15 protein-coding genes are annotated in these 20238 nt (G+C 65.1%); 9 read left to right on the forward strand and 6 right to left on the reverse strand.

All coding sequences use genetic code 11. The annotated features are described in order from the left end of the window. The first annotated feature begins 66 nt into the window (after positions 1 to 66). Positions 67 to 2199, forward strand: a complete 2133-nt coding sequence (locus IRZ12_RS05920) for a M3 family metallopeptidase (protein WP_296465604.1) — start codon at positions 67 to 69, stop codon at positions 2197 to 2199. Here the strand turns inward: IRZ12_RS05920 and IRZ12_RS05925 are convergent. Next, the gene (locus IRZ12_RS05925; protein ID WP_296465606.1) at positions 2166 to 2495 is read right to left on the reverse strand and encodes a hypothetical protein; all 330 of its coding nucleotides are present in this window, start codon (positions 2493 to 2495) and stop codon (positions 2166 to 2168) included. The two genes, IRZ12_RS05920 and IRZ12_RS05925, sit on opposite strands and share 34 nt — an antisense overlap. A gap of 150 nt (positions 2496 to 2645) precedes the next feature. On the opposite strand from IRZ12_RS05925, the gene IRZ12_RS05930 reads away from it, so the two are divergent. After that, a complete protein-coding gene (locus IRZ12_RS05930; RefSeq protein WP_296465609.1) occupies positions 2646 to 3026 on the forward strand; it encodes a helix-turn-helix transcriptional regulator in 381 nt (126 codons plus the stop codon). Positions 3027 to 3125: 99 nt separating this feature from the next. Here IRZ12_RS05930 and ilvD read toward each other — a convergent pair whose 3' ends face one another. After that, entirely contained in the window at positions 3126 to 5015 is a 1890-nt protein-coding gene (gene ilvD / locus IRZ12_RS05935) for a dihydroxy-acid dehydratase (RefSeq protein WP_296465613.1), read from the reverse strand. A gap of 273 nt (positions 5016 to 5288) precedes the next feature. Here ilvD and IRZ12_RS05940 point away from each other — a divergent pair, with 273 nt between their 5' ends. Then, positions 5289 to 6257 (forward strand): Gfo/Idh/MocA family oxidoreductase, encoded by a 969-nt coding sequence (locus IRZ12_RS05940; RefSeq protein ID WP_296465616.1) that lies wholly within the window; start codon positions 5289 to 5291, stop codon positions 6255 to 6257. Between the two features lie 9 nt (positions 6258 to 6266). Here the strand turns inward: IRZ12_RS05940 and IRZ12_RS05945 are convergent, their stop codons facing one another. Both IRZ12_RS05945 and IRZ12_RS05950 read right to left on the reverse strand, forming a co-directional pair. Next, complete coding sequence (locus IRZ12_RS05945) at positions 6267 to 8660, reverse strand: heavy metal translocating P-type ATPase (RefSeq protein WP_296465619.1); 2394 nt, start codon at positions 8658 to 8660, stop codon at positions 6267 to 6269. A gap of 83 nt (positions 8661 to 8743) precedes the next feature. Continuing rightward, positions 8744 to 11005, reverse strand: coding sequence for a DUF6351 family protein (locus IRZ12_RS05950; protein ID WP_296465621.1), 2262 nt, complete (start codon positions 11003 to 11005; stop codon positions 8744 to 8746). 114 nt (positions 11006 to 11119) lie between these two features. On the opposite strand from IRZ12_RS05950, the gene IRZ12_RS05955 reads away from it, so the two are divergent. The 4 genes from IRZ12_RS05955 to IRZ12_RS05970 all read left to right on the forward strand — a co-directional run bounded on the left by IRZ12_RS05955 (position 11120) and on the right by IRZ12_RS05970 (position 14888). Further along, positions 11120 to 12079 (forward strand): LysR family transcriptional regulator, encoded by a 960-nt coding sequence (locus IRZ12_RS05955; protein WP_296465624.1) that lies wholly within the window; start codon positions 11120 to 11122, stop codon positions 12077 to 12079. 126 nt (positions 12080 to 12205) lie between these two features. Then, positions 12206 to 13588 carry an acyclic terpene utilization AtuA family protein gene (locus IRZ12_RS05960; RefSeq protein WP_296465627.1) on the forward strand — a complete coding sequence of 461 codons (1383 nt, stop codon included), beginning with the start codon at positions 12206 to 12208 and terminating at the stop codon, positions 13586 to 13588. Then, positions 13585 to 13923, forward strand: a complete 339-nt coding sequence (locus IRZ12_RS05965) for a hypothetical protein (RefSeq protein WP_296465630.1) — start codon at positions 13585 to 13587, stop codon at positions 13921 to 13923. Before IRZ12_RS05960 ends, IRZ12_RS05965 begins: the two co-directional genes overlap by 4 nt. Then, on the forward strand, positions 13920 to 14888 hold the full coding sequence (locus IRZ12_RS05970) for a tripartite tricarboxylate transporter substrate binding protein (protein ID WP_296465633.1): 969 nt from the start codon (positions 13920 to 13922) through the stop codon (positions 14886 to 14888). Before IRZ12_RS05965 ends, IRZ12_RS05970 begins: the two co-directional genes overlap by 4 nt. Positions 14889 to 14906: 18 nt before the next feature. Here IRZ12_RS05970 and ftsH read toward each other — a convergent pair whose 3' ends face one another. Then, positions 14907 to 16934, reverse strand: coding sequence for an ATP-dependent zinc metalloprotease FtsH (ftsH, locus tag IRZ12_RS05975; protein WP_296465636.1), 2028 nt, complete (start codon positions 16932 to 16934; stop codon positions 14907 to 14909). A 92-nt stretch (positions 16935 to 17026) separates the two neighbouring features. Beyond that, complete coding sequence (locus tag IRZ12_RS05980; RefSeq protein ID WP_296465640.1) at positions 17027 to 17974, reverse strand: LysR family transcriptional regulator; 948 nt, start codon at positions 17972 to 17974, stop codon at positions 17027 to 17029. Between the two features lie 111 nt (positions 17975 to 18085). Between IRZ12_RS05980 and IRZ12_RS05985 the strand changes: the two genes are divergently transcribed. Continuing rightward, on the forward strand, positions 18086 to 19060 hold the full coding sequence (locus tag IRZ12_RS05985; protein ID WP_296465643.1) for a tripartite tricarboxylate transporter substrate binding protein: 975 nt from the start codon (positions 18086 to 18088) through the stop codon (positions 19058 to 19060). Between the two features lie 47 nt (positions 19061 to 19107). Further along, the gene (locus IRZ12_RS05990) at positions 19108 to 20175 is read left to right on the forward strand and encodes an isocitrate/isopropylmalate family dehydrogenase (protein WP_296465646.1); all 1068 of its coding nucleotides are present in this window, start codon (positions 19108 to 19110) and stop codon (positions 20173 to 20175) included. The last annotated feature ends 63 nt before the right edge of the window (positions 20176 to 20238 follow it).

Genomic DNA, 20238 nt, shown 5'->3' on the forward strand with positions numbered 1-20238 from the left:
CGCGGAGGCCATGTGGCCTGCCGTGCTTGCGGCCTGCCCGAACCATCGTCTTTCGGAGTCACCTCTATGACGCAAAGCCCTGCCCAGCAACCTGCCGACCTCGCCGACAACCCGCTGATGGACTTATCGGGCCTGGCCAGGTTCGAAGCCATCCGCCCGGAACACATCACGCCGGCAATCTCTGCCTTGCTGGAACGGGCGCAGGCCGCAGTGGCCAAGCTGGAGGCGGACCAGGCCGCAGGCGCGCCGGCTACCTGGCAGAACGTCGTGGAAACCCTGGACGAAGGCACCGAAGGATTGTCGCGCGCGTGGAGCGTGGTGGGGCACTTGAACGCTGTGGCCGACACTCCCGAGCTGCGGGCCGCCTATGGCGAAAACCTTCCGCGCGTCACGGAATTCTGGGCCGGCCTGGGCCAGAACCAAGCACTGTACGAACGGTACAAGGAGCTGGCGGCAAGCGAAGAATTCAAGCGCCTGACGCCCGCCCGCAAGAAGCAAATCGAAAACGAACTGCGTCAGTTCCGCCTTGGCGGCGCCGAGCTGCCCGAGAGCCAGAAACCGCGCTTTGCGGAGATCCAGGAACGCCAGGCCACGCTGTCCAAGTCGTTCTCGGACCACGTGCTCGACGCCACCAATACCTTCTCGCTCGTCGTGCGCGACGAATCGGAGCTGTCCGGCCTGCCCGACGACGTGAAAGAAGCAGCGCGCGAAGCTGCTCGCAAGGCGCGCGAAGGCAGTGACGACGCGCCTGCGTGGAAATTCACGCTGCACTTCCCATCCTATTTCCCTGTCCTGCAATACGCCGACAACCGGGCGTTGCGCGAGACCATGTACAAGGCCCACGTTACCCGCGCGTCCGAGCTCGGTCCCGAATATGGGCAAGGCAAGCCAGAATGGGACAACAGCGCCATCATGCTGGAATTGCTGCGTCTGCGCCGCGAAGAAGCGCAGCTGCTCGGCTATGCCAACTACGGCGAAGTCTCGCTGGTTCCCAAGATGGCGGAGACGCCCGAACAGGTGCAGAAGTTTTTGTCCGAGCTGGCCGAGCGCGCGTACCCGTACGCCGAGCGAGACTTGCGCGAGCTGCGCGAGTTCGCGGCAGCGGAACTGGGGCTTGCCGAACTGGAGCCCTGGGACATTGCCTATGCCTCGGAGAAACTGCGCCAGGCGCGCTATGCCTTTTCGGAAAACGAGGTCAAGCAATACTTCCCGGAACCCAAGGTACTCGCCGGTCTCTTCCGGGTCATTGAAACGCTGTTCTCGGTCCGCATCCGCCCCGACGCCGCGCCCGCCTGGCACCCGGACGTCCGCTTCTTCCGCGTGGAATCTGCCTCCGGCACGCTGCTCGCCCAGTTCTACCTGGACCTCTACGCGCGCGACGGCAAGCGCGGCGGCGCCTGGATGGACGACGCACGCACGCGCTACCGCCGCCCGTCGGGCCAGCTCCAGACGCCCATCGCCTACCTCGTCTGCAACTTCACGCCGCCTAGCGGCGGCAAGCCCGCGCTCTTCACGCACGATGAAGTCATTACCCTGTTCCACGAGTTCGGCCATGGCCTGCATCACATGCTGACGCAAATGGAAGACCTCGGCGTGTCCGGCATCAACGGCGTGGAATGGGATGCGGTCGAGCTGCCGAGCCAGTTCATGGAGAACTTCTGCTGGGAGTGGGCCGTGCTCCAGCAAATGACGGCCCACGTGCAAACCGGCGAACCGCTGCCGCGCGAGCTGTACGACAAAATGGTTGCGGCCAAGAATTTCCAAAGCGGCTTGATGACGCTGCGCCAGGTCGTCCTGGCTGCGACTGACATGCATCTGCACACGGACTTCGACCCGGACGGCGGGAAAAGCGTCCTGGAAGTGTCGCGCGAGGTCAACGACCGCATGCATGTCTTGCCGCAGCCGGAGGTTTCGCGCTGGATCCACACCTTCAGCCACATTTTCGCCGGCGGCTATGCAGCCGGCTACTACAGCTACAAATGGGCCGAAGTGCTGTCCGCAGACGCCTATGCCGCCTTCGAAGAAGCCGCTACGACCGACACGCTACGGCCCGACGTGGGGGAACGTTTCCTGCGGGAGATTCTGCAGGTGGGCGGCAGCCGCCCGGCCATCGAGTCCTTCCGGGCATTCCGGGGCCGGGATCCGAGCATCGAGGCGCTGCTGCGTCACAGCGGAATGGCGGAAAAGGTGGAATCTTGATTGCGGGCGACCAGGATCCTGACGGCAGCGATGTCGTCCGACAATAACCGCGCTAGACTCGGCGTATCGGGCAATTCTCGGAAGGGGCGCTCTCCGTAGCGCTCCGTCAGTTCCCGTGCCACGTCGACCGGAACCACCGCCTCTCGCTGAGGAGTATGGCGACTTCCGGAAAACGGTAATCGCCGTTCCAGTGCCGCAATGTCCCATCCCCCGGGCACGAACATCCAAGCAACGCGCCCTTTGCTATCCAGGCCACTGAGCACGAGCAGTTCAGTAACAGCATTATTGGCTTGCATGACACGCAATTCTTGGTGGCATATACGGCGCCCTTCTTCGTAGTCCGTCCCCGAGGCGCCATGTAACTTTTGCTTACAACGCAAAATATACCCTAAATTTTTGCGCCCCACGCTTTGCGTGCCAAGCAAGCCGTTTCGGACAATGGCGCCATGCACATAGGCTCGGCGATCAGGCAGACGCGAGAAAAACTCGGGCTCAAGCTCGAGGCAGTCGCCATGGAGGTCGGAACCGACGCCGGCAATCTCTCGCGCATCGAAACCGGCAAGCAAAAGCCGTCCATTACGCGCCTGGAAAACATCGCCCGCGCAATGAACGTGGGCGTCACAGATCTCTACGCCTTGGTCGAAAACGTCCAAGTCGTTCGCGGCGGGCAGGAACTACGCGAAGGGGACGTCCTTGCCTACGGCGATGAAGACACCCGCTCGCTGCAACACGCCGCCGCCGCGCTGGATGCGCATCACCGCAAACTCTTGATCGAGTTCGCCAGGCTCCTCGCCCGGATGCAAAAAGAAGGCGAGGCGCAGCGCTAACTTTGCGCCCGCGCCTCGCGCGCCGGATCCATCCATGTAAAAAACGGCGGCCCCGCGGAATGTCGGGAGCCGCCGTTGCGCCGTTCGAGGCGCCGCGCCCTAGCGTGCGCGAGCGCGCGTGAGCTGCGAGATATCCCGCACGGCGCCGCGATCGGCCGACGTAGCCATCATGCCGTATGCCTGCAGCGCCTGCGAAACGACGCGCCGCCGGTCGAGCGGCTTCCAGGCCTTGTCTCCACGCGCTTCCATGGCCTCGCGCCGCTTGGCCAATTCCGCGGCGTCCACGCGCAGGTTGATGATGCGGTTAGGGATGTCGATCTCGATGACGTCGCCCTCTTCCACCAGGGCGATCGTGCCGCCCTCGGCCGCTTCCGGCGACGCATGGCCGATCACCAAGCCCGAGGAGCCGCCGGAGAAACGACCGTCGGTCAGCAGCGCGCAAGACTTGCCCAGGCCCTTGGACTTGAGATAGGAGGTGGGATAGAGCATTTCCTGCATGCCCGGGCCTCCCTTGGGGCCTTCGTAGCGGATGATGACGACGTCTCCGGGCCGTACGGCATCGCCGAGGATGCCGTCGACGGCATCTTCCTGGCTCTCGAAGACGCGCGCCTTGCCCGCGAACTTCAGGATGCTCTCGTCCACGCCCGCCGTCTTGACGATGCAGCCGTTCTCGGCCAGGTTCCCATACAACACCGCCAACCCGCCGTCTTGCGAATACGCGTGGGCCTTGTCGCGGATGCACCCCGCGCTGCGGTCCAGGTCCAGTTTGTCAAAGCGCTTGTCCTGGCTAAAGGCCGTTTGCGTGGGAACGCCTCCGGGCGCAGCCCGGTAGAACGCATGGATCGAGTCATCCTTCGTGATCATGACGTCGTAGGCGGCGATCGCCTCGCCCAAGGTCTTGCTATGGACCGTGGAGACGGAAGTGTCGAGCAGGCCGGCGCGATCCAGTTCGCCCAATATGGCCATGATGCCGCCCGCGCGATGGACGTCCTCGATATGGTATTGCTGCGTGGCCGGCGCCACCTTGCACAGGCAGGGCACGCGGCGGGAAATTTGGTCGATGTCGCTCATCGTGAAGTCCACGCCGCCCTCTTGCGCCGCCGCCAACAGGTGCAGCACCGTATTGGTCGAGCCGCCCATGGCCACGTCGAGCGACATGGCATTGACGAACGCGGACTTGGTGGCGATGCTGCGCGGCAAGACCGAGGCGTCCCCCTGTTCGTAATAGCGCTTGCACAGCTCCACGGCCAGGCGCCCGGCACGCAGGAACAAATCCTTGCGGTCGGCATGCGTCGCCACGAGCGTGCCGTTGCCGGGCAAAGACAGGCCCAGCGCCTCGGTGAGGCAATTCATGGAGTTGGCCGTGAACATGCCCGAACACGATCCGCAAGTCGGACAGGCGGAACGCTCGTAATTCTCGACGTCCGCGTCGGACACGGTGGGATCGCCGGCCTTGATCATGGCGTCGATCAAGTCCACCTTGATGATCTTCTGGCCACCGACGTCCTGGGCGGGATGGTAAGCCTCGATGACTTTCCCGGCTTCCATGGGGCCGCCCGACACGAACACGGCCGGGATATTCAGCCGCATGGCAGCCATCAACATCCCCGGAGTGATCTTGTCGCAGTTGGAGATGCACACCATCGCGTCGGCGCAATGGGCGTTGACCATGTACTCGACGGAGTCGGCAATCAGCTCGCGGGAAGGCAGCGAATACAGCATGCCGCCATGGCCCATGGCAATGCCGTCATCCACCGCAATGGTGTTGAATTCCTTGGCCACGCCGCCGGCAGCCTCGATCTCGCGCGCCACCATCTGCCCCAGGTCTTTCAGGTGCACATGCCCGGGCACGAACTGCGTGAAGGAATTGACGACGGCGATGATGGGCTTGCCGAAATCTCCGTCCTTCATGCCGGTCGCGCGCCATAGCGCACGCGCCCCCGCCATATTGCGACCGTGGGTGGATGTGTGAGAACGGTATTGCGGCATGGTGGAACTCACGAGAGAAAATGACGTAACGCTCTAGTATAGGGCGGAAAGCCCCTTCACCCGGGTTGCGAGGCCGATTCTCGCAAGGCGGGGAAGAAGGCGGTCGACTTGGCAAAATAGAAAATAGTTATCGTTCCCAAATCCTTGCGTCGTTTCTCCTTGCTGGACACATGGCGGCTTCGCGCGGCGGGCCCCATACAATACCGGCATGCAGGCGCCACCTCCGCCATCGCAGCGCGGCGCCGACTGCTCGCCTACCACGGAGACTCACTCATGCCAGCACATTCGTCTTCTACCATCCGCCTCTGCATAGCCGGCGAAGGCGCCATGGGGTCGACACACGCCCGAATTTTCGCGTCCATGCCGGGCGTGGAGGTCACCGCGCTGGCCGTGGGCGACCTGCGTCGCGGCAAGCAGCTGGCCGAGCAGTGGAACATCCCTCACTGCAGCGATGATCTGGCGACCACGCTTGCCCGGCCGGACGTCGACGCCGTGGTGCTGGCCACGCCTTCCGGCCACCACGCCGAACACGCCGAATTGGCGGCGCGGCTGGGCAAACCCATGCTGATCGAAATCCCCGCCGCGCTCAACCTGGAAGACACTGAGCGCCTGGTCCGCATCCAAGCTGAAACCGGGGTGCCCATGATGGTGGCCCACAGCCGCCGGTTCGCGCCGCCCCACCAATACCTGCGCGACCGCGTCAGGAAGGGGGAGTTCCAGCTTCATCACCTCGTCTGCGAGACCTATTTCTTCCGGCGCAATAACCTCAACATGTTCGGCGAGCCCCGCACCTGGGTAGACAGCCTGCTCTGGCACCACGCTTGCCATACGGTAGACCTGTTCTGCTGGCTGCTCGATGAGACGGATGTCGAGGTCTGGGGCCAGCGAGGGCCCGACCATCCACAACTCGGCATCCCCATGGACATGACGGTGGCGATGCGCTCGCGCCAGCGCGGCACGCTGCTGACGATGGCGATGTCCTTCAACAACAAGGGGCCATTCGGCGGGTTCTACCGCTACATTGGCGAAGAAGAAACCTACCGAGCCTTTCGCGATGAGCTAAGCGACAGCGAAGGCAAGCCGGTTGACGTCCCGCAAGCCCTGCCCGCCTTCGAGGCGCAGGATGCTGAATTCATCGCTGCCTTGAAAGAGGGCCGCCCCAGCCGCTGCGACATTGCGTCGGTGCTCCCGGCCATGCGCGCGCTGGATCGAATCGATCGCATCATGCACGGAAAGGACTGAGCCTTTCCCTCAAGCGTGCCCCCTCCAACGCCGCAGCAACAGGGCATTGGACACCACGCTCACGCTGCTCAAGGCCATGGCCGCCCCGGCGATCACCGGGCTGAGCAAGCCCAGGGCGGCAAGCGGCACGCCCACCACGTTGTAGACGAAGGCCCAGAACAGGTTCTGGCGAATCTTGGCGTAGGTGCGCCGGGAGATGTCGATGGCATCTCCCACCAACGCAGGATCAGGGCGCATCAGGGTAATGCCCGCGGCGTGCATGGCGACGTCAGTGCCCGTGGACATGGCAATTCCCACGTCGGCTGCGGCCAGCGAGGGAGCATCGTTGATGCCGTCGCCGACCATGGCCACGACCGCACCGCCGCGCTTTAACTCCGTGATGGCCTCGGCCTTGTGCTCCGGCAGCACTTCGGCCCGCACATCGTCGACGCCCAAGGCTTGCGCGATGGCGTGCGCAGCCCCTGCGTTGTCGCCGGTCAAGATGACGCTACGTATGCCCTGCGCATGCAGGCTGCGCACGGCCTGAAGTGCTCCCGCCTTGAGCGTGTCGCCGAAGGCCAGCAGCCCGATGAGTGCCGGCTGGCCTCCCGCGCTCCCCACCCACGACACCGTGCGGCCTTGCGCCTGGAGTTCGGCAGCACGCGCTGCGAGCGGGCTCGTATCGACGCCGCTCTCTTGCATGAGCCTGCCGTTTCCCAGCCTGAGTTCGCGGCCATTGACGAGCCCCGCCATGCCGCGTCCTGGGACCGCGCGCAGCTGCGATGCTCGCGGCGGAACGACACCTTCACGCCTGGCTGCGGCCATCACTGCCCGCGCCAGTGGATGCTCGCTGCCCGCCTGCAGTGCTGCGGCGAGCGCAAGCAACTCAGCCGTGTTGCCCGACACCGCTTCCGCCGCCACCAATTCCGGACGTCCCTCCGTCAGGGTGCCCGTCTTGTCGAACGCCACTACCGTGACCCGGTGCGCGACCTCCAGCGCCTCGGCATCCTTGATGAGGATGCCACGGCGCGCAGCCACGCCCGTTCCGGCCATGATGGCGGCTGGGGTCGCCAGGCCCAATGCGCATGGACATGCGATGACCAGGACGGCGACCGCGTTCAAGATCGCTGCCTCCCAGTCTCCCGCCGTCACCCCCCACGCCAGCAGCGTCACCGCGGCCACGCCGACGATCGCCGGCACGAATACCTCGCTGACGCGATCCACCAGGCGTTGCACGGGCGCTTTCTTGGCCTGCGCCGATTCGACCAACCTCACGATGCGCGCGAGCATGGATTCCGCGCCAACCGCCGCGGTGCGCACGACCAGCACGCCCTCCGCGTTGACCGACCCGCCCGTGACCCGCTCGCCTTCCTGCTTGGAAATGGGCAGGCTCTCTCCAGTGATGAGCGACTCGTCCACGTGGCTCGAACCTTCCACCACCGTGCCATCTACCGGAATGCGCTCGCCCGGCCGGACCACGACGAGGTCGCCGACGCCGACGGCCGACAGCGGCACCTCGACCTCACTTTCCCCTTTGCGTACCCTCGCCACCTCGGGGCGCAAGGCGTTGAGCGCACGAATGGCTTCCGTCGTCTGGCGTTTGGCGCGCGACTCCAGCCATTTGCCCAGCAGTACCAGGGTAATGACGACTGCCGAGGCCTCGAAATACAAATGTCCCGACCCGCCATGGCGCAACAGGCGGTAGACGCTCAAGCCGTAGGCCGCGCTGGTTCCTAGCGCCACCAGCAAGTCCATGTTGCCGGAACGCGCCAGCAGCGCTTTCCAGGCGGCCCGGTAAAAGCGCGCCCCCAACCAGAATTGCACCGGGGTGGCCAGCGCCAGCTGCCACCACGCTCCCGGCATCGCGCTGATGCCGAAGGGCATCCACAGCATGGGCAGTACCAAGGGCAAAGACAAGGCCCCGGCCAGGGCGACCGGCCACCAATCGGGCCAGCGCCTGGCAGGCGCCTGCTCCGCCTCGAGCGGTCGCGCCCGGTAGCCGGCCCTTTCGATCGCCGCGGCCAGGTCTGCCCAGCCCGCCCTGGCTGCGAGCTCCACGCGCGCCGTCTCCGTCGCCAGATTCACCTCGGCCTTGACCACCCCCGGCACGCGAGACAGCGCCTTCTCCACCCTGGCCACGCACGACGCGCAGGTCATGCCCTCGATGCGCAAGTCCACGGTCTCGGCCGGCACGGCATAACCGGCCTTCTCCACCGCAGCGCGCAAGGCAGAGGGCGGTACGGTGTCGTCCGCCCTCACTTCTGCCATCTCGGTTGCCAGGTTGACGCTGGCGCTGCGCACGCCAGGCACTGCGCGCAGCGCGCGCTCCACCCTTCCCACGCACGAGGCGCAGGTCATTCCCTGCACGGGCAGCGACCAGGTCGTCTCTGGCACACCCGCCTCGGGAAGCGATTGTTCGGTCATGCTCGATCTCGATCGGGAATCGTCATGCCCGCAGTATCCAGCTTCCCACGGCGGGAAAGTCAAGCCCGCCTAGCGCCGTCCAGTCATGCGGCGCCCTCCCCCGGCGCCGAAACGGGCGCCGGGCCGAGTGGCTTGCCCCCGGGGCCGTCCATGAAGCTTTGCCAGGGTTCCGGCGCTTCCTGCCCGATGCCAGGCTTGGAGTAATCGCATACGCCCTCGGGGAAAACGGCTTCTAGCCTGGTCCATTGCTCTGGCGTGAACTCGACCGCGAAATCCGCGCGGGAAAGCGGCTTGAGCTGGCATTTCATCACGTCGCTGGCCAAGCCTTCGCCGGCGGCGACACGCGTGTCCCGGAATACCGGCCACTCGTCCACGCCCGGCCTATAGACCGCATTGTCTCCCTCTCCGGCTATGCTCGACGTGGAGGTCGGTTCGGCGGAGGTATTGCAATAAACGGGGTCGGTGCTCCATTGCGAGACATCGGCGCGCCAACATGCGTCCACGGCGAGCGCGGGTTTGTTCGCGATGATTTTCTCGCGCAGGGGCTTGTCGGACCGGTCGGCCTCTACCCTGGTCAACCATTCGTTCAGGGTGTCGAACAAACGCTCGGTGTAATTCGGCGGCGTCTGCTTATAGCGCCAAATGACGTGGTTGGCATGGTCTCCATGCTCTCGCAGAATGCGATTGCGGATCACGTAGCCGCGGAAATCGTAGTGTTCCTCCACCACGTTGAAGAAGATCGACTGAATGATCGCCACTTCGCCGAGGTACTTGCCGTGCGCCACTCGCCCGGACCGATGGGCGATCTCGGCCGCACCCGGGTCGGCCTTCATGCGCGTCGGCTGCCAGCGGCCGTTGATGTCGTATCCGCCGATCTGCTCATTCAGGGCAACGAACTGTTCCGGCGAAATCTTGCCCTCGTTGAGCGCGCGCAAACCGTACAGGATGCCGACGTTATCGAGCGGCGTCTTGGCATATCCGGTGTGGTCGCGGGGTCCGAACACGGCAATGTTGAAATCCTGCAAGGTGCAGCGGATGCCAGCCAGGTTGCCCTCGGACCACACGTTCCAATGCGTTCCGCAACCCGCGCCGCCCACGGAAGGATCCATGTAGAACGGGGTCCTGGACGCCATGTTGGTGTTCGCAGGCCCCTCGCAGACCTGCTCGTAGACGTGGCCGTTGACGTGTGCCTTCTGCATGATGGTGAACGGCTCGCCGGCGTCCTTGCGTGCGTCATAGAATCGCTTGAGCAGTCCGCAATCGGCGAACTCGCGGGCCGTCGTCCACGTATCTTGCCAGCCATCGCTGGGCAGTATGCCCTGGAGCAGGCCAGGATAATTGGAAGCATGCAAATGCTGCTGGTGCGCACCGCCCGATGAGCCGTCCGCCGTGGTGAACCGGATCTCACCGTAGCTTTCGGTGATGTGCTCCTTGAGCATCATCACCGTTTCGGCCGACGTGACGTCGTTGCAATGCGTCCCGTATTGGGTCATCTCCGACGAAGCCACCATGAACCCGCGGCTCAACGCCACGTGATCGAGAACATTCCCGGGATTCCCCTGCCGGCGGCCGAACTCACAGCCCGAGCCGAATTTCCAGTGCAGCTTGCCGTTCCATGAAGCCGGCCGGGCGTACGGCGTCCACCCCTTCGTCGGATCTTCCGGGTTCGCCAGATATGCGATGTCGTACTTGCCGCGATTGATCACGCCTCGCTCGATGCGCACGATGTACGGCACCGTGTTTCCTTCATCCGTCGTAGTGCGGGCGATTTGCTCGGGCGGCGGTGGGTTGCTCGGGTCATAGACGGCAAAGGTCCCGTCCAGGGTTCGATACCGGTAGCGATAGACCGGTTCTGCGATATTGCATTGCTCGTCGAGCGGTTCGCCCAAATCCGGGTTGTCGGGCGTCGGGGAGGCAACCTTGGTCGTGCATTCCCAATACCCCACTTGGGGCCCGGAGAAAACCGGGCCGCCGATCGGATGATTCTTGATGACGAGGTGTGCCGTTGCATCCCCGGCTCGCGCCACAAGCGTGTTGCCGCCTTCCGCCAAGCCCTCTACCAGCCCCATGTAGCGGCCGTTCTCTCTCAAGGCAAAGGCGTCGGTGACGTCCTTGCCATTGAGCACCATCCGGATTTGCTCCGCACGTACCGAGGCCGAATCCGGGATCTTCACCTCGACCAGGGCCTGCCCGCCCGAGATCAAATCGGCTCGATTGCCGAGGACGGATATCTCCAGCGGAACCGCGGGAGGACTGCCATCCCCCGATGACCCGCCGCTTCCGCCGCATCCTGCCAGCACCGCGGCAACCAATGTGCATCCCAGCGCAATTGGAATCGTGTTCATGGACTCCTGTCTCCTTTGTTCGTAGCGTCTTCATCCACGTCCTGAACCGCTCGGGCGGATAGTAAGATTGGTTCTCATCGAGTGCATCGCTTTTTTTGGGTGGAGTAATCGATAATGCAAATAACTGACCAAAATCTCTCGACCCGACAAATCCGCGCCTTTCTTGCACTGGCCGAGCACAAGAACTTCACCCGGGCGGCGCAACAGTGCCATCTGTCGCAGTCTGCCTTCAGCACCCTGATACGAACCTTGGAAGACGCGCTCGGCGTCCGGCTGTTCGACCGCGATACCCGCCGCGTGGAATTGACCCCCGAGGGTAGGCTGTTCATGAGTGGTGCGACGCGTGTCCTGGTCAGCCTGCGCGACGCCCTTGAAGACCTCGGCGAACACGCGGCGGGCCGGCGCGGGCGTGCCAGCGTCGCCGCCCTCCCGTCGCTGGCCGCAGGCTGGATGCCGGGCGTATTGGCCGAGTTCCGCAACGCCTACCCCGGCATCCAGGTAGACGTGGCGGACGTCTTGTCCGAAAGTTGCGTCGAATTCGTCCGCAGTGGCCGCGCCGATTTTGCATTGGCGTCCATGCGCACGGTCGGCCCTGAGCTGCTTGCCGAACCGTTCTGCCAGGACGGCTTCTACCTGGTCTGCCGCAAAGACCATCCGCTGTCCCGCCGCCGGAACGTCACGCTGGCGGCACTGGGCGGCGAGCCGTTCATTCACCTCTCGCAAGACAGCAGCGTGCGCCAGCACATCGAGGCCGCCATCCATCCGGCAAAGATGAACGGAATCATGGAGCTCGATCAACTGAGTACCGTGGCGGGCATGGTGCGGGCGGGGCTTGGCATTACCGTCGTACCTGCGCTGACGCTGTTCCACTTCGACAGTCCCGATCTTTCGGCCCAACCCATCGAGACGCCCGGCCTGATGCGCGAGGTATACGTCATCCGGCGCCGCGATCGGAGCATGTCCATCGCGGCCCAGGTCCTGCTCGATTTCATGCTTCGCCGCCAACCCGGCGTGGGAAACGGCCGTCGCTCCCGCAAAAAGCTGCTCGTGCTTCCCGCGGACAAGCGACATTGATCTGTTTCTTCAATCATTTATTCCAAATAATCCATTTCCCGAAAAATTCCCCTACTCCTATCGTCTCTACCTGACCGGTTGAGGACCTCAACCGGCCGTCGGGTCCAAGACATCGTTCCGGAGCGCATGCACTCTTCTTCCCTCTCCTCTCCCGCCCTGCACATCGGATCGGGCGCAGGTTTTTCCGGGGATCGCTGGGACGCCGCAGGTCCCGTGGTCCGCACGCTGCTCCAGCACGACGGCCCGCGCGCGCTGATATTCGAAACGCTGGCCGAGCGCACGCTGGCATTGGCACAGTTGCAACGCAAACAGCATCCCGAGGCGGGCTGGGAGCCGTCGCTCGAGCGTTTCGTCGCGCCGGTGCTTGCCGAATGCGTGCGCGGCGGAATTCCCATCATCGGCAACTTCGGCGCCGCCCATCCCCACGGAGCGGCCAAACGGCTCCAGGCGCTCGCGGCCTCCCTGGGGCTTCCCGCCTTGCGCATCGCCGTCGTCACCGGTGACGACCTGCTCACGACACTCCCGCCCGAGCGCATGAGCACGCTGTTGGCCGGCGCGGGCATCGAACGGCCGCTGGTCAGTGCGAACGCCTACCTGGGCGCCCACGAGATTGCGCAAGCGCTTCGCGCCGGGGCCCAGATCGTCGTGACGGGGCGCGTCGCGGATCCTGCCCTGGCGCTCGGCCCGATGATCGCCTGCTTCGGCTGGGCCCACGACGACTGGGACCGCCTTGCTGCCGGGACCATGGCCGGCCACCTACTGGAATGCGGTGCGCAGGTCTGCGGCGGCTATTTCGCCGACCCGGGATACAAGGACGTGCCCGACCTTGCGAACGTCGGCTTCCCCATCGTGGAAATGCATGCCGACGCCCGCTTCGTCGTGACCAAGGCAGCCGGTACCGGAGGATGCGTGGACCGCCGTACGGTCATTGAACAATTGCTGTACGAAATCCATGACCCCAGCGCCTACCTCACGCCAGACGTGGTCGCCGACATCAGCGAAGCCGAGGTTTGCGAACAGGCGCCGAACCGGGTCGAGATTTCCGGCGTGCGCGGGCACCCTCGTCCCGCGACGCTCAAGGCAACGCTTTGCTATGAAGGCGGCTGGCTGGCGGAAGGCGAGATTTCCTACGCCGGCCCGAACGCCGCCGCACGCGCCCGCCTGGCCGCCGACGTCGTGCGCGAGCGCCTCCGCCGCCTCGGCCTGGGCCACCTCAAGCTGCGTGCCGACATCATCGGCATCTCGAGCGTCTTCGGCGCTGACCACGAACCGATGGCGGAGCGGACAGCCCCGGCCGCACCGGAGGGCGAAGACTTGCGCCTGCGCATCGCCGCTGCCGCGCCTTCCCGAGCGGAAGCGGAGCAGGTCACGCGCGAGGTCCTGGCGCTCTATACCTGTGGGCCGGCCGCGGGCGGGGGCGTACGCACCGCGGTCACGCCGCGCCTGGCGAGTGGTTCATGCCAGGTGCCACGGGAATGGCTCACGCCCGCCTGGGAGTTCGCAGCATGAGCCTGCAGACCATCCGATTGCACCAGCTGGCCCATGCGCGCGCCGGAGACAAAGGCAACCGCGCCTCGATCAGCGTCATTGCCTATGATCCCGTGCATTGGCCGGTCCTCGTCGAGCAGGTCACCGAAGCGCGCGTAGCGGAACTGTTCGCGTCACGCACGCCGACGGAGGTCAAGCGCTACCTACTGCCTCGACTCTTCGCCATGAACTTCGTGTTGGACGACGTGCTCGACGGCGGCGTCAACGACTCCCTCAACCTCGATACCCACGGAAAGGCGCTATCGAGCCTGCTGTTGACGCTGACCATTACCATCGACGATAAGGAGACACCATGAACGCACCCTTGATCCCGCGCCTTGCCCTGCTCACCCTCGCGCTGTCGGCCGTCCCGGCTTCCCATGCGCAGGCATACCCCGAACGGCCCATCACGTTCGTGGTTCCGTTCGCCGCCGCCAGCGCGACTGACCAGATCGCGCGCGCCATCGGGCAGGCCGTTTCCGAAGCGACGGGACAGCCCGTCGTCGTCGAAAACAAGCCCGGCGCCAATTCGTTCATCGGCGCGCAGGCGGTGGCCCGTGCCAAGAACGACGGCTACACGGTGTTGATCACCACCAATACGACGCACGCGGCCAACGAACATTTGTTCAAGAAATTGCCCTACGACCCGGTCAAAGATTTCGAACCGGTCACCCTGCTGGGCAAGGGCGGACAAATCATGGTCGTGCCCCCCAGCCTCCCCGTGAACAACGTCAAGGAATTCATCGCGCTCGCCAAGGCGCAACCGGGCAAACTTTCATTCGGGTTTGGCAGTTCGTCCAGCCGGGTGGCCGGCGAACTGTTCAAGCAGATGACCGAAACCGAGATCGTCCCGGTCCCGTACCGCAGCAATCCCATGGGGGTGACCGACCTGATGGGCGGGCAGATACAAGTCATGTGGACGGACATGACCACGGGCCTGCCGCAGGCCAAGAACGGCAACCTCAAGGCGCTAGGCGTGACGACCTCCACGCGCAGCCCGCTCGCGCCGGACGTCCCCACCATCGCCGAATCGGGCGTCCCTGGGTATGAATCGACATATTGGTTCGCGGCCTACGTGCCTGCCGGCACGCCGCCCGCCATCGTCACCCGCCTCAACGAGCTGCTGACCGCGGCGGTCAAGACGCCCACTGCCGGGAAGTTCTACGACCCGACTGGCACCGAGCGCGTGACCAGCACGCCCGACGAGTTGCGCCGCTTCCAGGCCGAAGAATCCCGCAAATGGGCCCAGATCATTGCCAAGGCGGGCATAGAGAAGGAATGAACGGGCCGGCCGCCCGCGTCAGGAAGTTGGCGGGGCGGCCTCTCCCTCGGCGATCGCGCGGGCCGGTACCTCGTCCAAGCGCGGAGCCGGCGGCAAGCCCGTCACCTCCAAGATTTCCTTCTCGTCCAGCGTTTCCCTTTCCAACAGGGCACGCACCAGCGCATCGAGCTGTGCCCGGTGCTCGCGCAACAGGCTCAGTGCGCGTTCGTGGCAGCTGTGGATGATGCGCTGGACTTCCAAATCCACCAGGCGGGCCGTCTCTTCGCTGCAAGCTAGCTCGCCTGGGCCTGCGCCCCCGAGGTAGGGGTTCTGCCTTGGTGCGAGCTGTACCATGCCCAGCTTGTCGCTCATGCCCCAGCGCATCACCATGTTGCGCGCAAGGTGGGTAGCTTGCTCGATGTCGCTCTCGGCCCCCGTGGTGCGCGTGCCATAAACGACCTCCTCTGCCGCCCTTCCTCCCAGCATGCCGACGATCCGCGCCAGCAGATAGGCCTCGGGATAGTTGTAGCGGTCGGTCTGCGGGCGCTGGTAGGTCACGCCCAGCGCCTGCCCGCGCGGCACGATGGTTACCCGGTGCACCGGGTCTGCGCCCGGCACGAGCAGGCCGAGAATGGCGTGCCCGCCTTCGTGATACGCGATGCGTTCGCGGTCGGCATGACTCAGGAGCAGCGGCCGCTCGGGCCCCAGCACGATTTTTTCCAGCGCGTCGTTGAAATCCTTCTGGCGCACCTCGTTCTGGTCGCGACGCGCCGCCAGCAACGCGGCCTCGTTCACCAGGTTCTTCAAGTCCGCGCCGGACAGGCCGGGCGTGGTCGAGGCAAGCTCGGCCAAATCCACGTCGGCCGCCAGGGGCGTCTTGCGCGTATGGACCTTGAGGATGGCTTCGCGCCCGTTCTTGTCCGGCAGGTTGACGACCACGCGACGGTCGAAGCGGCCGGGCCGCAGCAAGGCCTTGTCGAGCACGTCGGGTTGGTTGGTCGCGGCGAGCACGATGACGCCTTCCCTCCCCGAGAAACCGTCCATCTCGGTCAGGATCTGGTTCAGCGTCTGCTCTTGCTCGCTCGACCCTCCCAACGCCACCTGGCCCCGCGCGCGGCCAATGGAGTCGATCTCGTCGATGAAGATGATGGACGGAGCATGTTCGCGTGCCTGCTTGAACAAATCCCGCACGCGCGCGGCCCCGACGCCGACGATCATTTCCACGAACTCGGCGGCGCTCATGGAGAAAAACGGCACGCCCGCCTCACCGGCGACCGCCTTGGCCAGCAGGGTCTTGCCCGTGCCCGGCGCGCCCACGAGCAACACGCCCTTGGGAGCCGAGCCGCCCAGCCGGGTGTACTTGGCTGGATTCTTGAGGAAATCCACGACCTCGACCAGCTCATTTTCGGCCTCATCGATTCCGGCCACGTCCTCGAACGTGACGCGCTCCCCTCCTTCCAGGTCGTACCGCCGCGCTTTGCTTTTGCCCAGGCCGAACATGGTCGACCCCATGCCGCCCTGGCGGGACGCGCGGCGATACAGCCAGACGTAGAACGCGATGATGAAAATCGCCGGCCCGAACCCAAAGATGAGCGTGGCGAGCCAATTGTTATCCTGGATGGGCTGCGCGCTGATCTCGACTTTGTGGTCGATCAGGAATTTCTCAAACCCGGGATCGACAAACACCGGCAACGTGCTCTCGAACGTCGTCGACGTGCGCGGCACCTGGGAAGGAGCGGCCCCCCGCACCGGCGCTTCGGTATCCGCGCGGGGCCAGGTGACCGCATTGACGAAGCGGCCCTCGATGCGCTCTCCCTGGCTGTAAATGGCAGTCACGTTGCCCTTGGCCACCTCCTCCTTGAAGACGGTGTAGGGGATCGTGACCGGTTCGTCGGCGCCGGTAGCGAGAAAGCGCGCCACGAGGTAATTGACGAGCAACACCAGGAGAAAGATGAGCCATACCCGCCGCGGGGGCATGGTCGGGCTGCCGAGCGGCCGGTTTCCCGGCCCCTGGCGCCCTCCCGGCAGACCCGGTTTATTCTGCTTCGGCTGACTCGGCCATTTCATGGAATCGCACTCCGAACCTGAGGTTTTGGCAGAACCCAAGCATACCCTGCGCCGCTGGCCCACTGGCCTCGCACGCGTCGGACGGCGCCCCGTCAGGCACTGCGGCGGCCCGCCTGCTCGCGGGCATTCCGGATGGGACGCTTCTGCGCCCGAGCCTTGGCTTCGGCCACGACGACGTCCCTGAACGCCTGGACGGCAGGCGAGGCCGGCTGCCCTCGCTTCGAAAGAATGCCCACCTGCCTGCTCAACAACGGCTCGACCAGCTCAACGCTGACCAGGCCATGCCCTGCCGGCCCGGCCAACCCGTGTGCCGGCACGGCGCCCACGCCGAGCCCCGCCTGGATCACGCTCAACAGCGCCGGCACATGCAGCACTTCCCCTATCCACCGCGGCCGCGCCGCGAGCTGGGCCAGCCCCTGGTCGATCAGCAGCCGGTTGCCGCTCCCGGAAGCCAGGCCGATGCAGTCCACGTCGGCCAATTCCGCCCACCGCACCCGGCGCCGTTGCGCCAGCGGATGGTCAGGCCGACAAGCCAGCACGAACGGCTCCCGCGCCAGCTCTTGGAACTCAAGGTCTGGCTCGCGGATGCCGAGGTAGCTGATGCCGAAGTCCGCCTCCGATCGTGAAACCGCGAGCAGCACGTCAGTCGCGGATTGATCCAGCACCCGGAGCCGGATACGCGGGAAACGCGCATGAAAAATGCTGGCGGCGCGGGCAACGAAGTTATCGACGGCAGAGGGAATGCACGCCACCGTGACCAGCCCACGTATGCGCTCCGACAGATCGACCATCCCTAGCAAGGCGCCCTCCAATTCGGAAAGCACGTGCTGGGCGCGGGGAAGAAAGGCGCGGCCCATCGCGTTGAGCTCGACCTTCCTGGTGCTGCGCTCGAATAAGCGCATGCCGAGCGCCTGCTCGAGCTTGTCCACGCGCCGCGACAACGCCGGTTGCGAGACGTGCAGAGACTGCGCCGCGGCGCGGAAGCTGCCTAGCTGCGCCACCGTCACGAAGGCCCGAAGATCGGAGAGATCGAAATTCATACGATCAACGTATCAATTGAAAGAATTTTTGCAATTTACTTGATTAGCCGATGCGGCAATGATGCGCGTCGAACACGGTCATGAATTCGATAACGATTACGGAGGCATTTCATGCAGCGACGATTCGTCCTCAAGGCTGGCGCGGCCCTCTGGTGCGCCTCGATGTGCACGCCCGCGGGGGCAGACACCGCCTATCCGACCAAGCCAGTTACCGTCATCGTGCCCTATGCCCCGGGCGGCCAAGGAGACGTGTTTGCCCGTTTGCTCGCCCAGGATTTGTCGCAGGCGCTCGGGCAATCCGTGATCGTGGAAAACCGGCCCGGCGCCAGCGGCGCGCTCGGTACCCGGCAGGTTACCCGCGCAACGCCCGACGGCCATACCTTGCTGCTCGGCCAAACCGGCGAAATCGCCATCAACGGCTTCGCGATGAAAGACCCGGGCTACGATGCCCAAAAAGACCTGCGCGCGATCGCCCTAGTCGGAAACGCTCCGCTGGTGCTCGCCGTTCCTGCCAACTCGCCCTTCGGCAGCGTCGAAGAACTGCTGCAAGCGGCGCGCACCAAACCCGGAACCATCGCCTACGCTTCATCGGGAACCGCGACGCCCGGCCACCTGGCCGCCGCTGAGCTCGCATCGCGCGCGAAGGTCGACATGACGCACATCCCATACAAGGGCGCGGGCCAGGCCATCTCTGACCTGATCGGCGGCCAAGTGCATTGCTTCTTTGCCAGCGCTTCGTCCATCATGCCCCACATCCAGGGCGGGCGAGTGCGGGCGCTGGCGGTCTCGTCGCTCGAACCGGTGGCAGCGCTGCCGGGAGTGCCGACGGTCGCGCAAATCCTGCCGGGGTTCGAATTCAGTCTATGGGGCGGTTATTTCGCACCGGCCGCGACGCCGACCCGCATCGTCGAGCTGCTTGCCGGCCACATCAATCGGATCACGCAGAAACCGGAACTGCGCAGCCGGTTCCAGGCCGAAGGCAGCGCGGTCGACCCAATGCCGCCGGAGCGTTTCAGCCAGTTCGTGCGCGCCGAAATGGCCAAGTACGAGCGCCTGGTCAAGAGCACCCAAGCCCGCATCGACTAAGACGGCCCTAGGGCAAGACCATCGCCCTCCCACACCAGGTATCTATCATGAAAATCGTCATCCTTCCCGGCGACGGAATCGGTCCCGAAACCATGGCGGCCACCGTCGAAGTCCTGCACGCGGCGTCGCAGCGCTTCGGTTTGAACCTTGCCCTGGAACACGATGTTGCCGGGCATGAAAGCCTGCAGCGGCACGGCGCGACCGTCACCCCCGCGCTGCTCGAGAAAGTGCGCGCTGCCGATGGCCTCATGCTCGGCCCCATGGCCACCTTTGACTTCAAGGACGAAAGCAAGGGCGAAATCAACCCCTCGATGTTCTTCCGCAAGGAACTCGACCTGTACGCCAACATCCGCCCGGCCCGTACATGGCGCGGCGTGCCGCACAAGGTCGACGCCTTCGACCTCGTGGTCGTGCGCGAGAACACCGAGGGCTTCTACGCCGACCGCAACATCGCCTCGGGCCGCAGCGAGATGCTGGTCACCGAAGACGTGGTCGTATCCCTGCGCCGCATCACGCGGGCCTGCTGCGCACGCATCGCCCGCGCGGCCTTCGAGCTGGCCCGCGCGCGACGCAAGCACGTCAGCATCGTCCACAAGGCCAACGTTCTCAAGGTCGGCGATGGCATGTTCATCGAAGAGTGCCGAAAGGTCGCGCAGGAATTCCCCGATGTCACCGTGGACGATTTCATCGTCGATGCCATGATGGCGCACGTGGTCCGCGCACCGCAGCGCTTCGATGTCATCGTCACCACCAACATGTTCGGCGACATCCTGTCCGACCTCACCGCCGAGCTGTCCGGCAGCCTGGGCCTGGGCGGATCGCTCAACATGGGCGCCCGGCACGCCATGGGGCAGGCCGCACACGGCTCGGCGCCCGACATCGCCGGCCAGAACATTGCCAACCCGTTCTCGCTGATCCTCTCGGCGGGCCAATTGCTCGATTGGCATGGGCGCCGCACCGGCCAGGCCGCATACGTCGCCGCCGCCGATGCCATCGTGCGGACCGCGGCCGCCGCCGTGGAGGCCGGGGAATCGACGCGCGACGTGGGCGGCAATCTCGGCACCGCCGAGACGGGGCGCGCCTTTGCGAAACGTTTGCTGGGGGCCGAGCCATGAACCCGAACGCCGCCGACGTGCGGGCCCGCCAGGCCGCCCCCGCCGGCGCGTGGCCCACCCCCC

Origin of the sequence: Pigmentiphaga sp. (genome assembly GCF_019689535.1) — a bacterium.
Lineage (GTDB): Bacteria > Pseudomonadota > Gammaproteobacteria > Burkholderiales > Burkholderiaceae_B > Pigmentiphaga.

Coding starts and splice junctions, on each gene's coding strand:
- IRZ12_RS05920 (WP_296465604.1), top strand. CDS start 67: ATGACGCAAAGCCCTGCCCAGCAACCTGCCGACCTCGCCGACAACCCG.
- IRZ12_RS05925 (WP_296465606.1), bottom strand. CDS start 2,495: ATGCAAGCCAATAATGCTGTTACTGAACTGCTCGTGCTCAGTGGCCTG.
- IRZ12_RS05930 (WP_296465609.1), top strand. CDS start 2,646: ATGCACATAGGCTCGGCGATCAGGCAGACGCGAGAAAAACTCGGGCTC.
- ilvD (WP_296465613.1), bottom strand. CDS start 5,015: ATGCCGCAATACCGTTCTCACACATCCACCCACGGTCGCAATATGGCG.
- IRZ12_RS05940 (WP_296465616.1), top strand. CDS start 5,289: ATGCCAGCACATTCGTCTTCTACCATCCGCCTCTGCATAGCCGGCGAA.
- IRZ12_RS05945 (WP_296465619.1), bottom strand. CDS start 8,660: ATGACCGAACAATCGCTTCCCGAGGCGGGTGTGCCAGAGACGACCTGG.
- IRZ12_RS05950 (WP_296465621.1), bottom strand. CDS start 11,005: ATGAACACGATTCCAATTGCGCTGGGATGCACATTGGTTGCCGCGGTG.
- IRZ12_RS05955 (WP_296465624.1), top strand. CDS start 11,120: ATGCAAATAACTGACCAAAATCTCTCGACCCGACAAATCCGCGCCTTT.
- IRZ12_RS05960 (WP_296465627.1), top strand. CDS start 12,206: ATGCACTCTTCTTCCCTCTCCTCTCCCGCCCTGCACATCGGATCGGGC.
- IRZ12_RS05965 (WP_296465630.1), top strand. CDS start 13,585: ATGAGCCTGCAGACCATCCGATTGCACCAGCTGGCCCATGCGCGCGCC.
- IRZ12_RS05970 (WP_296465633.1), top strand. CDS start 13,920: ATGAACGCACCCTTGATCCCGCGCCTTGCCCTGCTCACCCTCGCGCTG.
- ftsH (WP_296465636.1), bottom strand. CDS start 16,934: ATGAAATGGCCGAGTCAGCCGAAGCAGAATAAACCGGGTCTGCCGGGA.
- IRZ12_RS05980 (WP_296465640.1), bottom strand. CDS start 17,974: ATGAATTTCGATCTCTCCGATCTTCGGGCCTTCGTGACGGTGGCGCAG.
- IRZ12_RS05985 (WP_296465643.1), top strand. CDS start 18,086: ATGCAGCGACGATTCGTCCTCAAGGCTGGCGCGGCCCTCTGGTGCGCC.
- IRZ12_RS05990 (WP_296465646.1), top strand. CDS start 19,108: ATGAAAATCGTCATCCTTCCCGGCGACGGAATCGGTCCCGAAACCATG.